Genomic DNA, 14927 nt, shown 5'->3' with positions numbered 1-14927 from the left:
ATCGGTCCGTATTGGACGCGAGCCTCAAGCCACAGCAGTATGGCAGTTATACCCGTCGGCTTTTGACAACGGACCAGGTACCCCGAATCCGGATTTTCCTTTGTCCGACAAGGATGTTACTGCTAGCATTGAAGTGGAATCTTAAGTTCGTTACGCCTTGAAACGAGGCGTCTCAGGAGACGGGTTTGATCGCATTCGGCTCATTGTTTGGCCGCCAGGCAGCACCTCTGCTGGGCCTGGATATCAGCTCTTCGAGCGTCAAGTTGGTGGAATTGGGCCGCGGCAAGGATGGCAGCTTCGTGCTCGAGCGGTGCGCCATCGAGCCCCTCGAGCGCGGCTGGATCAACGACGGCAACGTCGAGAAGTTCGACGAAGTGGCCGAGGCCATGCGCCGCGTGGTCAAGAAGAGCGGCACCCGCACGCGCAACGTCGCCATGGCGCTGCCGGCGTCCGCGGTCATTACCAAGAAGATCATCCTGCCGGGCGGCATGTCCGACCAGGAACTGGAGATCCAGGTGGAGACCGAGGCCAACCAGTACATCCCCTTCTCGCTGGACGAGGTGAGCCTGGACTTCTGCGTGGTCGGCCCGAGCACCACCTCGGCCGGCGACGTCGAGGTGCTGATCGCCGCCTCGCGCAAGGAAAAGGTGCAGGACCGCCAGGGCCTGGCCGAAGCCGCCGGCCTCCGGCCGGTGATCATCGACGTCGAGTCGTATGCCTCGCGCCTGGCTGCCGGCCGCTTGATCGGCAACCTGCCGCGCGACGGCAAGGACCAGATGGTGGCGCTGTTCGAAGTGGGCGCCTCCACCACCAGCATGCAGGTGATCCGCAACGACGAGGTCCTCTACGACCGCGACCAGGCCTTCGGCGGCGCCCAGCTCACGCAGCTGATCGTGCGCCAGTACGGCTTCTCGCCGGAAGAGGCCGAGAGCAAGAAGCGCAGCGGCGAACTGCCGGAGGACTACGAGGGCGGCGTGCTGCGGCCTTTCGTCGACAGCATGGCGCAGGAAGTCGCGCGCGCGCTGCAGTTCTTCTTCACCAGCACGCCGCACAACCGCGTCGACCACATCATGGTGGCCGGTGGTTCCGCGGCGCTGCCCGGGCTGGGCGAGGCGATCACCGCCCAGACATCCTTTCCCTGCGAGCTGGCCGATCCCTTTGCCGGCATGCAGTTCGGCGACAACATCCGCGAGAAGAAGGTGCGGCGCGAAGCGCCCTCGTACCTCACGTCCTGCGGACTGGCCATGCGGAGATTCCTGCAGTGATCCTGATCAACCTGCTGCCGCACCGGGAAGCGGCCCGCAAGCTGCGGCGCGAAATGTTCTATGCGGGGCTGGGCGCCGCCGCCGTGACGGGTGCCGTGATCGCTGGCGGCATCTGGCTCTGGTACGGGGCCCGCATCAGCAACCAGGAAGACCGCAACCGGATGCTGACTTCCGAGATCAAGAAGCTCGACTCGAAGATCAAGGACATCGCGTCCCTGCAGGAGGAGATCGCCGCGCTGCGCGCACGCCAGCAGGCGGTGGAAGACCTGCAGGCCGATCGCAACATGCCGGTGCACCTGCTCAACGAACTGTCGCGGCTGCTGCCGGATGGCGTGTACGTCACCAGCATGAAGCAGACGAACGACACCGTCGCCATCAACGGTGTCGCGCAGTCGAACGAGCGCGTCTCCGAACTGCTGCGCAACCTGGGCGGCAGCAGCCAGTGGCTGTCGCGTCCGGAACTGGTGGAGATCGTCGCCGGCAACGTGGCGCTCACCCCGAAGGACCAGCGCCGGGTCGCCAACTTCCGCATGAACGTGAAGCTGGTGCGTGCCAGCGAGGCGCAAAAGGCCGCCTCCGCGGCTTCGGCTGCATCGGCTGCGCCCACCTCGGGCAGCAAGCCGCCCCTGACGTCCACGGTCGCAGTCGGCCCCGCCCCGGTGGGCTCCGCCATCGCCGCCATGGGCGCTGCTTCGGCCACCAAGTGATGCCGCGCTCTTCCCAGCATCCCGCAACCACGGATTGAAATATGGCGACCTCCGCATCCAGGCTGGACCTTGGCGATCTGAAGGAACAGATCGCAGCGCAGTTCCGCGGCCTCAATCCCAACGACCCGGCCTCCTGGCCCCTCGTTCCCAAGTTGGCGCTGTGCGCGGCGGTCACCGCCGCCATCGTCGCCGCCCTGTGGTTCGTGTGGCTCACGAATTCGGCCGATGAACTCGCAGCCAGGCAGCACGAAGAGGAAACCCTGCGCGTCGACTACTCGAAGAAGCTGACCCAGGCGGTCAACCTCGACGCCTTGCTCAAGCAGCGCGAACAGGTCAAGGAGTACGTGACCCAGCTCGAGAAGCAGCTTCCGAGCAAGGCGGAAATGGACGCCCTGCTGTCCGACATCAACCAGGCCGGCCTCGGCCGCAGCCTGACCTTCGACCTGTTCCGCCCGGGCCAGGTGAGCGTCAAGGAGTACTACGCCGAGTTGCCGATCTCGCTGAAGGTCGCCGGGCGGTACCACGACATCGGCGCCTTCGCGGCCGACATCGCGCACCTGTCGCGCATCGTGACGCTCAACAACCTCGAGATCAACCAGGCGAGGGACGGCAATCTGAGTATGGACGCCACGGCCAAGACCTTCCGCTACCTCGACCGCGACGAAGTGGACGCACAGCGCAAGGCCACCAAGGGTGGGCCCAAGAAATGAAGCATCGATTGCTGCTCGCCCTGATGACCACCGCGGCGCTCGCCGCCTGCGGTTCGTCGGACAACGAGGAAATCACGAAGTGGATGGCCGAACAGGGTGCCGCCACCAAGCCGCACGTAACACCGATTCCGGAGCCGAAGAAATTCACGCCCGAGTCCTATAGCCAGGAAGCCTCGGTCGAACCCTTCAGCAGCCAGAAGCTGACGCTTGCACTCAAGAAGGACTCGCAACAGGCGGGCACCGCGAGCGCCGCGCTGCTGGCACCCGAGCTGAATCGGCGCAAGGAGCCGCTGGAGTCCTATCCGCTCGATGCGATGGCGATGGTGGGCAGCCTGAACAAGCAAGGCCAGCCGGTGGCGCTGATCAAGGTCGACAACCTGATCTACCAGGCGCGGCCGGGGAACTACCTGGGCCAGAACTACGGCCGGATCACCAAGGTCGGGGAAAACGAAGTGGTGCTGCGCGAGCTCGTCCAGGACGCCGCGGGCGAGTGGGTTGAGAGAGTCGCGACGCTGCAACTGCAGGAGAAGTCCAAATGATGAAAACGAGCAAGTGGAGTTGGCGAGCACTGGTCACCGCGGCAGCGGTGGGGGTGGGCCTGTGGTCGACCGCGGTGCAGGCTGCCCCGGCGGTCGAGAACGTGACCGGCTCGGTCCAGGGCGGCACGGAAGTCGTGCGCATCGATTTCAGCGAGCCGCTGACGTCGGTGCCGACCGGCTTCACGATCCAGTCCCCGGCGCGCATAGCGCTGGACGTGCCGGGCGGGAGCAACGCGATGGGCCGCAGCGCCGTCGACGTGAACATGGGCAACGTCCGCTCGGTCAACGTGGTGCAGGCCGCCGACCGCGCGCGCCTGGTGCTGAACCTGAAGGTGCCGACCAACTATCGCACGCAGATCGATGGCAAGAGCCTGTTCGTGATCCTCGACGGCGTGGCCCAGGCCGCACCGGCGCCGGGCGCGGCGGCGTTCGCCGAGAGCCGCAACCGCGACACCCAGCCCCTGAAGGACCTGGACTTCCGCCGCGGGCCCGACGGCTCCGGTCGCGTGGTGGTGGACCTGGCGAGCAACCAGGTCGGCGTGGACATCCGCCAGCAAGGGCAGACCCTGGTGGTCGAATTCCTCAAGTCGACGCTGCCCGAAGGCCTGCGCCGCAAGATGGACGTGACCGACTTCGGCACCCCGATCCAGACCGTCACCACCTTCCAGCAGGGCGACCGCGTGCGGATGGTCATCGAGCCGCGTGGGGTGTGGGAGCACAGCGCGTATCAATCCGACAACCAGTTCGTGGTGGAAGTCCGCCAGCAGAAGCAGGACCCGACCAAGCTGACCCAGGGTCCGGGCTACAGTGGCGAGAAGCTGTCGCTGAACTTCCAGAACATCGAAGTGCGCTCCCTGTTGCAGGTGATCGCCGACTTCACCAACTTCAACATCGTGACCTCCGACTCCGTGACCGGTGCCGTGACCCTGCGCCTGAAAGACGTGCCGTGGGACCAGGCCCTGGACATCATCCTGCAGGCCAAGGGCCTGGGCATGCGCCGAAGCGGCAACGTGCTGTGGATCGCGCCGAAGGATGAAATCGCGGCCAAGGAGAAGCTGGAGCTCGAGTCCAACGCCGCGCTCCAGAGCCTGGAGCCGCTGCGCACGCAGGCCTTCCAGCTCAATTACACCCGCGCGGCCGACGTCGCCGTGCAACTGACCGGCACCGGCTCCTCGCGCATCCTCAGCGCCCGCGGCAGCGCGATCGCCGAACCGCGCACCAACCAGATGTTCGTCACCGACGTGCCGTCCAGGCTGGAGCAGGTGCAGGCCCTCATCTCGCGCGTCGACATCGCGGTGCGCCAGGTGCTGATCGAGGCGCGCATCGTCGAAGCCTCGGACACCTTCGGCAAGTCGCTGGGCGTGCGCCTGGGCGGCAGCGACTTGCGAGGCATCAAGGGTGGCGACGCCGGCTACTCGGTGGGCGGCGGCAACCGCGTCGCCTTCGGCGGCAGCTACGACGCGGTGTCGAGCACCACCGGCGAAACCAGCACCAGCGCGCTCAACACCGTCAATACCAACTTCGTGAACCTGCCGGCGGTGGGCGTGGGCGGCTTCAACCCGTCGACCTTCGCGCTCTCGATCTTCAGCTCCGCGGCGAACCGCTTCCTGAACCTCGAACTGTCCGCGCTCGAAGCCGACGGCAAGGGCAAGCTGGTCTCCAGCCCGCGCATCGTGACGGCCGACAAGACCAAGGCGCTGATCGAGCAGGGTACGGAGTTCCCGTACCAGCAGGCGACGTCCTCGGGGGCCACCTCGGTGGCCTTCCGCCGCGCGACGCTGAAGCTGGAAGTGACGCCGCAGATCACCCCCGAGGGCAACATCATCCTTGATCTGGACATCAACAAGGACAGCCGCGGCGAGACCACGGCAGCGGGTATCGCGATCGACACCAAGCACATCAAGACCCAGGTGCTGGTCGAGAACGGCGGCACCGTCGTGATCGGCGGCATCTTCGAATTGAGCGACCAGGAAACCATCACCAAGGTGCCGCTGCTGGGCGACATCCCGGTGGCCGGCAACCTGTTCAAGAACAAACAGCGCAATGCCAGCAAGCAGGAAATGCTGGTGTTCATCACGCCGAAGATGGTGGCGGACCGCCAGCCTTCTTCCGGCCGTTAAAGTCATTAGCAGTACCCAAGAAGGAAGTTTCGAATGAACCGATGTGTGACGGGCCTGACTGCCCTCATCCTGAGCGCCGCACTGGCGGCATGCGGCGGCGGCGGCGGCAGCGCCGGGACGACGGGCAGCTCCACCACGGCCGGAGGCACCACCACGACGACCTCCACCGGCACCGGCAGCAGCTCGGCCACCGGCGTGAGCACGTCGACCGCCGGCGGCACTCAAGCGTCCACAGACGGGCAGATCTCGCTGTCTCTCCTGAATTCAGGCAACGTCGCCACCGCACAGTTCGGGGCTACCGAGCAGGGACACGCGGTCGCTACCGTGACGGGGCCGACCGGCGCTCCGGTGAGCGGCGTCGTTGTCGTTTTCTCTCAGGCTGACGCCAGCCTGCTTACGCTGGCGCCTGCCTCCGGCACTGCGCTGACGGACGCCAACGGCCAGGCCAGGATCGATTTCAAGGCCAGCGACGCGACCAAGGCGGGTGCCGAGAGCATCGTTGCGCAGGTACTCGTAGGCACCACGACGGTGACCGCCAAGAAGGGCGTCCAGCTGTCCGGTTCTGCCACGGCAGTGGCCGTGCCGGCGTCCATGCTGTTCCTGGACGCAAGTCCGACGTCCATCGTCATCAAGGGCGCGGGTGGCAGCGGTCGCTCCGAGACCTCGACCCTGCGCTTCAAGGTGACTGACCCCAACAACTCGCCCGTCCAGGGCGCGATCGTCAACTTCAGCGTCAGCAACGGCAATGTGACGTTGAACATTCCGCAATCCACCAGCGATGCGGAAGGCGTGGTGGTAACCACCGTCACGTCCGGAACCACGCCCACATCGGTGGTGGTGACGGCGACCGCTGCCGCCAACGGTAGCGCCACGGTACCTTCCAGCACCTTGTCGGTCAGCAACGGTCTGACGGTGGCGGGTGGCTTGGAAGTCGTTGCAGAAAAGCACAACATCGACGGCGGCGTCACTGGAACGACCACCAAGGTGTCGGCGTTCATGCGCGACGCGAACGGCAACCTGGTCCCGGACGGAACCACCGCCAGTTTCACCACAGACTTCGGCGCGGTGGGCTCGTCGAGCCAAGGCGCCTGCGCGTCCGTGAACGGAACCTGCTCGGTGGACTTCCGCGTGCAGAATCCGCGCGGCAACGGAGTCGCGACTGTCACCGGCACCGTGCAACTGCCGGGGCAAAGCACGCCGCTGGCCGCCAGCGTCCGGATCAACATGAGTGCATCCGCCGGCGCGCGCGCCTTGTCCGCGCAGGGCTTCGTCGCGACGACGCTCACGCTGAGCGGCACCTGCAAGGACACGTTCACGCTGTTTGCGGCCGACGCCAACAACCGTGCGCTGGCAGCCGGATCCACCATCGCTGCCCAGGCGCCGGGCAAAGGGGTCACTGCCAGCGTCGACGGCGGTACGCCTGTGCAGGACGTGCTCGATCCCAACTTCACGCCGACCTCCTTCCGCGTGACCCTCGATGCGACCAACTCGGCGCCCCTGTGCAACGCCGCCGGTACCGGTCAGGCGACCACCTCGTTCGAGCTGAAGTTCACCTCGCCCGGCGGGATCTCCAGCACCGTGCCGCTGGTCATCCAGTATCCGATCTGACGAGGTGATCCTCTCTCTGGTCGGCATGCCCGGCAGTGGTAAATCCACTGTCGGGCGGCAACTCGCAAGGCGGCTTCGGCTGCCTTTTTTTGATTCCGACCACGTGATCGAGGAGCGGCTGGGCTGCAGCATCCGCGAGTACTTCGCGCAGGCCGGGGAAGAGGCTTTCCGCGACCGCGAGCAGCAGGTGTTGTCGGATCTGGCCCAGGGCAGGGACGCCGTGATCGCCACCGGCGGCGGCGCGGTGCTGCGTGAGGCCAACCGCACCTGCCTGCGCGAGGGCGGCAAGGTGGTCTACCTGCGCTCCACGCCGGAGGATCTGTTCCGGCGCCTGCGGCACGACACCCAGCGACCGCTGTTGCAGGTCGCCGATCCGCTCGCCAAGCTGCGTGCCCTGTTCGCAGAGCGCGATCCCCTGTACCGCGAGACGGCGCACTTCGCGATCGAGACCGGCCGGCCGTCGGTGGCGACGCTGGTCAACATGATCGTGATGCAACTGGAGCTCGCCGGAGTGCTGCCCCCCGCCGCTTAAACTCGGGGCATGGCAGCCCCGACTTCCCCGGCTCCGCAGCAGGTGCGCATCGCACTGGGCGAGCGCAGCTACGACATTCGCATCGGTGCCGGCGTGCTCGCCGACCCTGCCTCGTGGGCCGGCCTGCCGCCCGCGGCAGCCGCCCTCATCGTCTCCAACACCACGGTCGCGCCGCTGTATGCGCAGCGGCTGCGTGCCGCGCTGGCCGGGCACTATCGCTCCGTGTTCGAGGTCGTGCTGCCCGATGGCGAGGTGCACAAGGACTGGAGCACGCTCAACCTGATCTTCGACGCGCTGCTGTCCCACGGCTGCGACCGCAAGACCGTGCTCTTTGCGCTCGGCGGCGGCGTGGTCGGCGACATGACCGGCTTCGCGGCCGCGAGCTACATGCGCGGCGTGCCCTTCGTGCAGGTGCCCACCACGCTGCTGGCGCAAGTGGACTCCTCGGTGGGTGGCAAGACGGCGATCAACCATCCCCTGGGCAAGAACATGATCGGCGCGTTCTACCAGCCCGAGCGCGTGGTCTGCGACCTCGAGACGCTGGCCACCTTGCCGGCCCGCGAGTTGAGCGCGGGCCTGGCCGAAGTGATCAAGTACGGGCCGATCTTCGACTTGGCCTTCTTCGAGTGGATCGAGGCCAACATCGCGCCGCTGCTGCAGCGCAACCCGCAGGCGCTGGCCCATGCGGTGCGCCGCAGTTGCGAGATCAAGGCCGAAGTGGTGGGGCAGGACGAGCGCGAGGCTGGCCTGCGCGCGATCCTGAACTTCGGCCACACCTTCGGGCATGCGATCGAGGCCGGCCTGGGTTATGGCGAATGGCTGCACGGCGAAGCGGTGGGCTGCGGCATGGTGATGGGCCTGCAGTTGTCACGCCGGCTGGGGCTGGTCGACGAAGCGTTCGTGCAGCGAGTCACCACGCTGATCGCACGCGCCGGGCTGCCGATCGTGGGGCCCGACCTCGGCGCCGATCGCTATCTCGAACTGATGCGCGTCGACAAGAAGGCGGAGGCCGGGCAGATCCGCTTCGTCGTGATCGAGCGACCGGGCCAGGCTGCGGTGCGCGGCGCGAGCGACGAGATCGTGCGGCAGGTGCTGGCCGACTGCACGCGCTGAGCGCCGCGGCCGATGACGCTCGCTGTCTTTGCCTGCGATGCTGCGCGCACCCACGGACGGCAGCACCCAGAGACGCCGGCGCCCACGCGCACCGAGTTCCAGCGCGATCGCGACCGGATCGTGCACTCCACCGCGTTTCGCCGGCTGGTCTACAAGACGCAGGTCTTCCTCAATCACGAGGGCGACCTGTTCCGCACGCGCCTGACGCATTCGATCGAGGTGGCGCAGCTCGCGCGTTCCATCGCGCGCCCGCTGCAATTGAACGAAGACCTGGTCGAGGCGATCGCGCTGGCCCATGACCTGGGTCACACCCCCTTCGGCCATGCGGGGCAGGACGCGCTGAACGAATGCATGCGCGAGCACGGCGGCTTCGAGCACAACCTGCAAAGCCTGCGCGTGGTCGACAAGCTGGAAGAGCGCTATCCCGTCTTCGATGGCCTGAACCTGTGCTTCGAGACGCGCGAGGGCATCCTCAAGCACTGTTCGCAGGCGAATGCACTGAAGCTCGAGGCGCAGGACCCGGGCGGGGTAGGGCGCCGTTTTCTCGAGCGCACGCAACCCTCTCTGGAGGCGCAGCTTTGCAACCTGGCCGACGAGATCGCCTACAACGCGCACGACATCGACGACGGCGTGCGCTCGGGGCTCATCACGCTGGAGCAGGTGGCGCAGGTGCCGCTGTTCGGGCGCTACTGCAGCGAGGCGCGCAGCGAGCATCCGCACCTGCAGGGGCGCCGGCTGCTCTATGAAGCGATCCGCCGCATGCTGAGCGCGCTGGTCTACGACGTGATCGCGGCCACGCGCGAACGGCTGGACGAACTTCGGCCGGCCGACGCCGATGGCGCCCGGGCGCTGCCGCCGCTGGTGGCTTTCACCGAGGCCGCACGCGCCGACTCGGCCGCGCTCAAGCGCTTCCTGTTTGCCAACCTCTATCGCCATTCGCGCGTGATGGAAACCACGGGACAGGCGCAGGAGGTGGTGCGCGAGCTGTTTGCCGCCTACCTGGCGCGGCCAGCCGAGATGCAGGCCGGATTTGCCGCGCGTGCGGATACGGCACGCGCCGTCGCCGACTACATCGCCGGCATGACCGACCGCTACGCCTTGCGCGAGCACGAGCGCCTGACCGGGCGGCGGCTGCTGACGGCCACGATCCCGTGAGGAGACCCGACCCCGCGCTGGTGGTGCTGCTGGCCGGCATCAGCGCCGCCCTGCACGTGGGCAAGCTGCCGCCGGCTCTGCCGGTGCTGCGCGAGACGCTGCACGTGAGCCTGGTGCAGGCCGGCTTCCTGCTGTCGGCCGTGCAAGTGGCCGGCATGCTGCTGGGTGTGGCGATCGGGGCGGCCGCCGATTCGATCGGGCCGCGGCGCACGATGGTCATGGGGCTGGCGATCCTGTGCGTGGCCAGCCTGCTCGGAGGCTTCGCCAGCACGCCGGGCGGCCTGCTGGCATTGCGCGCTGCCGAAGGCATGGGCTTCCTGCTGACGACGCTGCCCGGGCCGGGATTGATCCGCCGCCTGGTCGCTCCCGAAAGGCTCAGCCGCACCCTGGGGCTGTGGGGCGCGTACATGCCCTTGGGCACCGGGGCGGCGCTGCTGTTCGGTCCGGCGTTCATCGCCTGGATCGGCTGGCCAGGCTGGTGGTGGCTGCTGGGCTTGCTGTCGCTTGCTATGGCGGTCGTGCTGTGGCTCTCGGTGCCCGCGCAAGGGGATCGTCGCAACAGCGTTGCCAGGGGCGGCCCCGGCGTTCGCAGCCGCATCGTGCGGACCCTGCGCTCGCGCGGTCCCTGGCTGGCCTCGCTGGCCTTTGCGGTGTATTCGGCGCAGTGGCTGGCGGTGATCGGTTTCCTGCCCACCATCTATGCGCAAGCCGGCTTCCCGTTGGCTTCCGCCGCGTTCGCCACGGCCTTGGCTGCGGCGATCAACCTGGTCGGCAACATCGCCTCCGGCCGGCTGTTGCAGCGCGGCTGGCGCCCGACCGCGCTGCTGCAGTGCGGCTATGCGGCCATGATCGTGGGCGCGATCGTCGCGTTTGCCGGCTGGGGTGATGGCGGTGCGGCAGTGGCCATCACCCGCTACGCGGGCGTGCTGCTGTTCTCGGCGGTCGGCGGGCTGGTGCCGGGCACGCTCTTTTCGCTGGCCGTGCGGGTGGCGCCGGATGAAAGCACCGTGTCGACCACGGTCGGCTGGATGCAGCAGTGCTCCGCGCTCGGCCAGTTCGCCGGGCCGCCGCTGGCCGGCTGGGTGGCAGCACGCGCGGGGGGCTGGCAGGCCACCTGCTGGGTCACGGGCGCGTTCGCGCTTGCGGGCATGGGCGTCGCCACGGCAATGGCCCGCTTCCTGGCCGGGCCGGGTCGGCGCGCTCCCGCGGCGGCCCGGGGCAGCCCGTAAAATCCAGCCCGCACCATGAGTTTTCTCAACCAGCTGAAGTCCCAGGCCAAGGCGCTGGAGCAGCAGCAGAGCGCCCGGGACCAGCACCTGGGAGCAGTCACTGCCCAGACCGAGGAAGCCTGCGGGCTGCTGCTGCACTACCTGCAGGATCTGGCGCGCAGCCTCTCGGTGATCCAGCCGCCCGGGCCGGCGCTCACGGTCGACGGCAAGACGCCGTGGCCGGCGATGAAGCTGGCGGACTTTCGCGTCGATGCCAGGCGCAAGATGCTGCGCGACCGCGAGGTGGTCGACTACATCGCGATGGGCTGGCGCATCGTCCCGCAGGTGGGCGAAGCCGTCACCGGCGCGGTGAGCGTGAACTTCCCCACCGACATGCGCAAGGTGGAAGACCGCCTCGCGCTGGGCATGGTGCGGCACGAGCGGCAAGAGGTGCGCGACGCGGCGCGCAACAACGTGCTGCAGGAGGTGCGCTACGAGTACTTCACCGACACCCGCGGTTCGGTGACGGCCACGCCGCATCACGACCAGGGGCAGATCCACTTCCGCCTGCTGAACACCGAGGCGCTCGAGGTCGCGCAGGTCACCATCCCGGTCGAGCGCATCGGCCACGACCTGCTCGACGAACTCGCCAAACGCGTGCTGGAGCCCAACCTGTTCCTCTGACGCAAATGGTCCATTCCGAAACGGCCGTGGCCGATACGCGGCGCTGGCTGGAGCGCGCGGTGGTGGGGCTGAACCTGTGTCCTTTCGCCAAGGCGGTGCTGGCGAAGCAGCAGGTGCACATCGCGGTCAGTGAGGCGGATGATGCGCAGGGCATCCTCGCCGGGTTCGCGCGCGAGCTCGACGCACTGCTTGCCTTGGAGGCCCGCGTGCGCGACACGACCCTGCTGGTGGTGCCGCAAGGCATGGCGGACTTCTACAGCTTCAATGAGCTGGCTGCGCGAGCCGAGCGCATGGTGCGCAAGCGCGGCCTCGAAGGCGTGGTTCAGGTGGCGCACTTCCATCCGCGCTTCGTGTTTGCCGGGACCGAGGAAGACGACATCACCAACTGCACGAATCGCGCGCCTTATCCCACGCTGCACCTGCTGCGCGAGCAGAGCATGGACCGCGCCGTCGCGGCCTTCCCGGATGCGGCGGCGATCTACGAAACGAACATGCAGACGCTGCGCGAGCTCGGGCCCGAGGGCTGGGACGCGCTGGACGTCGGAGCGACGTCATGAAGAAGGACATCCGCGACGAGCTCGGGCTGGAGCCCGGGCAATCGCTCGAGTTGCTGCAGGAGCTGCACATCCTCACGCGCGAAGGGCGCATCAACCAGGACTCGCGCCGCAAGCTCAAGCAGGTGCACCACCTGGTGCAGTTCATCGAGAAGCTGCTGCTGGAGATCCCGGCCGAGGGCGGCCATCCGACGCTGGCCGACCATGGCGCAGGCAAGTCGTACCTGGGCTTCATCCTGTACGACCTGTTCTTCCAGCCGCGTGGGCTGGGGCACATCTACGGCATCGAGACCCGGGCCGATCTGGTGGAGAAGTCGCGCGAGCTGGCCCAGCGCCTGAGCTTCGCGCGCATGTCCTTCCTGCATCTCAGCGCCGCCGAGGCTGCCGACGCGGCGCAGCTGCCCGAGCACATCGACGTGGTGACGGCCCTGCACGCCTGCGACACGGCCACCGACGACGCGATCGCCTTCGGGCTGCGCAAGCAGGCGCGCTTCATGGTGCTGGTGCCCTGTTGCCAGGCCGAGGTGGCCGGCGTGCTGCGCGAAGGCAAGGCGCTGTCGCTCTCGCGCACGCCCTTGTCCGAGCTCTGGCGCCATCCCCTGCACACCCGCGAGATCGGCAGCCAGGTCACCAACGTGCTGCGCTGTCTCTACCTCGAGGCCATGGGTTACCAGGTCACCGTGACCGAGCTGGTCGGCTGGGAACACTCGATGAAGAACGAGCTGATCCTGGCCCGCCGCACCGGCCAGTGCAAACGCGCCGCCGCCGACCGCCTGCGCGCCATCCTCGCCGAGTTCGGCATCGCAGCACTGGAGCAGACCCGGTTCCCCCAACTTCAGACCTGAGTCCGAGCCTGCCGGCGCTACGCGCAGCGAGCGCCGCGCGGCTCGTTATCCTCCAATATTGGGGTCAGATTCCAATTAAGATGGCGCATGGCGCGCCTTCCCCGTCTCACGGTCCCCGGCTACCCCCATCACCTGATCCAGCGCGGCAACAATCGACAGGCGGTCTTCAGCGATCGCGCCGACTATGAACTGCTGCTGTCGTTGATCGACGAGCACGCACGCAAACAGCACGTGGCGATCCACGCTTATGTGCTGATGAGCAATCACTTCCACCTGCTGGCAACGCCGGAGACGGACGAGGGCATCCCGCAGATGATGCAGGCCGTCGGCCGTCGCTATGTACGTACCTACAACCTGCGGCATGGGCGTACCGGCACGCTGTGGGAGGGCCGCTACAAGTCGACCTTGATTCAGGCGGAGCGCTACCTGCTGGCCTGCATGGTCTACCAGGACCTGAATCCGGTGCGGGCTGGAATGGTGCACGACCCTGCGGATTACTCATGGTCGAGCTACCAGCACTACCTGGGCGGCCAGCCCGACAAGCTGATCACGCCGCATCCGTTGTATTGGGAACTGGGCAACACGCCGTTCGCTCGCGATGCGGCATATGCGTCGCTGGTGCGCCTGGGCATCAGCGAGGGCCAGAGAAAGGCCCTGACCGACTCCGCCTTTCGCGGCTGGGCTCTAGGGGATGCCGACTACGTGGCTGACCTGCAGCGGCGCACCGAGCGACGTGTCACACGCGCTCAGGCGGGCCGGCCGCGCAGGGGCATTGAACCTGTCCCCGATTAGACCGAACCCGTCAATTCAGGCTTCTTAATTCGAATCTGACCCCAATTATTCTGCTTGGCAGGGGGGCATCGCTGCACTATCCTCGGGTTTTCCCCCGAAATTCGAGGTGTGCGCCATGACGTCGGCTGCCGAAATCGCTTACCTGCAAGAAAAAGGCCTGTATTCCGGTGCCAATGAGCACGACGCCTGCGGCGTCGGCTTCGTGGCCCATATCAAGGGCGAGAAGAGCCACAACATCGTTCGCCAGGCGCTCAAGATCCTCGAAAACCTCGACCATCGGGGCGCGGTCGGTGCGGACAAGCTGATGGGTGACGGCGCCGGCATCCTGCTGCAGATGCCCGACGCGCTCTACCGCGAAGAGATGGCCAAGCAGGGCGTCGAATTGCCCCCGCCCGGCGAATACGGCGTCGGCATGATCTTCCTGCCCAAGGAGCACGCTTCGCGTCTCGCCTGCGAGCAGGAATTCGAGCGCGCCATCCGCGCCGAAGGCCAGGTGCTGCTGGGCTGGCGCGACGTGCCCGTCGACACCGAGATGCCGATGTCGCCCGCGGTCCGCAAGAAAGAGCCGATCATCAAGCAGGTCTTCATCGGCCGCGGCTCCGACGTGATCGTGCAGGACGCGCTCGAGCGCAAGCTCTACGTGATCCGCAAGACGGCCAGCGCCGCCGTCCAGAAGCTGAACCTCAAGCACAGCAAGGAGTACTACGTCCCCTCCGTGTCCAGCCGCACGGTGGTCTACAAGGGCCTGCTGCTGGCCGACCAGGTCGGCGTGTACTACAAGGACCTGCAGGACCCGCGCTGCGTCTCCGCCCTGGGCCTGGTGCACCAGCGCTTCTCCACCAATACGTTCCCGGAGTGGCCGCTGGCCCACCCGTACCGCTACGTCGCCCACAACGGCGAAATCAACACGGTCAAGGGCAACTACAACTGGATGCGGGCACGCGAAGGTGTCATGTCCTCGCCGGTGCTGGGCGCCGACCTGCAGAAGCTGTATCCCATCAGTTTCCCGGGTCAGTCCGATACCGCAACATTCGACAACTGCCTCGAACTGCTCACCATGGCTGGTTACCCGCTGAGCCAGGCGGTGATGATGAT

Annotated in this window: 14 protein-coding genes and 1 pseudogene; all 15 read left to right on the top strand. The window is 67.1% G+C overall.

What is annotated here, in order from left to right; translation table 11 throughout:
• Positions 1 to 185 precede the first annotated feature (185 nt).
• On the top strand, positions 186 to 1265 hold the full coding sequence (locus JWP60_RS05510; protein WP_299787481.1) for a pilus assembly protein PilM: 1080 nt from the start codon (positions 186 to 188) through the stop codon (positions 1263 to 1265).
• The gene (locus JWP60_RS05505; RefSeq protein ID WP_299787478.1) at positions 1262 to 1972 is read left to right on the top strand and encodes a PilN domain-containing protein; all 711 of its coding nucleotides are present in this window, start codon (positions 1262 to 1264) and stop codon (positions 1970 to 1972) included. The genes JWP60_RS05510 and JWP60_RS05505 overlap by 4 nt, the downstream gene beginning before the upstream one ends.
• Before the next feature lie 41 nt (positions 1973 to 2013).
• The gene (locus JWP60_RS05500) at positions 2014 to 2682 is read left to right on the top strand and encodes a type 4a pilus biogenesis protein PilO (RefSeq protein WP_299787475.1); all 669 of its coding nucleotides are present in this window, start codon (positions 2014 to 2016) and stop codon (positions 2680 to 2682) included.
• Complete coding sequence (locus JWP60_RS05495; RefSeq protein ID WP_299787472.1) at positions 2679 to 3221, top strand: pilus assembly protein PilP; 543 nt, start codon at positions 2679 to 2681, stop codon at positions 3219 to 3221. The genes JWP60_RS05500 and JWP60_RS05495 overlap by 4 nt, the downstream gene beginning before the upstream one ends.
• Complete coding sequence (locus JWP60_RS05490; protein ID WP_299787469.1) at positions 3218 to 5341, top strand: type IV pilus secretin PilQ; 2124 nt, start codon at positions 3218 to 3220, stop codon at positions 5339 to 5341. Before JWP60_RS05495 ends, JWP60_RS05490 begins: the two co-directional genes overlap by 4 nt.
• A gap of 33 nt (positions 5342 to 5374) precedes the next feature.
• Positions 5375 to 6949, top strand: a complete 1575-nt coding sequence (locus tag JWP60_RS05485) for an Ig-like domain-containing protein (RefSeq protein ID WP_299787466.1) — start codon at positions 5375 to 5377, stop codon at positions 6947 to 6949.
• Positions 6950 to 6953: 4 nt separating this feature from the next.
• Positions 6954 to 7481, top strand: coding sequence for a shikimate kinase (locus tag JWP60_RS05480; protein WP_299787463.1), 528 nt, complete (start codon positions 6954 to 6956; stop codon positions 7479 to 7481).
• 9 nt (positions 7482 to 7490) lie between these two features.
• Positions 7491 to 8594, top strand: coding sequence for a 3-dehydroquinate synthase (gene aroB, locus JWP60_RS05475; protein ID WP_299787460.1), 1104 nt, complete (start codon positions 7491 to 7493; stop codon positions 8592 to 8594).
• 12 nt (positions 8595 to 8606) lie between these two features.
• Positions 8607 to 9749, top strand: coding sequence for a deoxyguanosinetriphosphate triphosphohydrolase (locus tag JWP60_RS05470; protein ID WP_299787457.1), 1143 nt, complete (start codon positions 8607 to 8609; stop codon positions 9747 to 9749).
• On the top strand, positions 9746 to 10978 hold the full coding sequence (locus tag JWP60_RS05465) for an MFS transporter (protein ID WP_299787454.1): 1233 nt from the start codon (positions 9746 to 9748) through the stop codon (positions 10976 to 10978). Before JWP60_RS05470 ends, JWP60_RS05465 begins: the two co-directional genes overlap by 4 nt.
• Before the next feature lie 15 nt (positions 10979 to 10993).
• Positions 10994 to 11641, top strand: a complete 648-nt coding sequence (locus JWP60_RS05460) for a hypothetical protein (protein ID WP_299787451.1) — start codon at positions 10994 to 10996, stop codon at positions 11639 to 11641.
• A gap of 5 nt (positions 11642 to 11646) precedes the next feature.
• The gene (locus JWP60_RS05455) at positions 11647 to 12198 is read left to right on the top strand and encodes a DUF1415 domain-containing protein (RefSeq protein WP_299787448.1); all 552 of its coding nucleotides are present in this window, start codon (positions 11647 to 11649) and stop codon (positions 12196 to 12198) included.
• The gene (locus JWP60_RS05450) at positions 12195 to 13040 is read left to right on the top strand and encodes an SAM-dependent methyltransferase (RefSeq protein ID WP_299787445.1); all 846 of its coding nucleotides are present in this window, start codon (positions 12195 to 12197) and stop codon (positions 13038 to 13040) included. Before JWP60_RS05455 ends, JWP60_RS05450 begins: the two co-directional genes overlap by 4 nt.
• Positions 13041 to 13127: 87 nt before the next feature.
• Positions 13128 to 13832, top strand: coding sequence for a transposase (locus tag JWP60_RS05445; protein ID WP_299787442.1), 705 nt, complete (start codon positions 13128 to 13130; stop codon positions 13830 to 13832).
• Positions 13833 to 13947: 115 nt separating this feature from the next.
• A pseudogene (locus JWP60_RS05440) lies at positions 13948 to 14927 on the top strand (glutamate synthase subunit alpha); the annotation flags it as partial.

Source organism: Ramlibacter sp. (genome assembly GCF_028291745.1).
GTDB lineage: Bacteria > Pseudomonadota > Gammaproteobacteria > Burkholderiales > Burkholderiaceae_C > Ramlibacter.
Note: the sequence above shows the minus strand (reverse complement) of the source record. Positions and strands in the feature narration are given on the sequence as shown.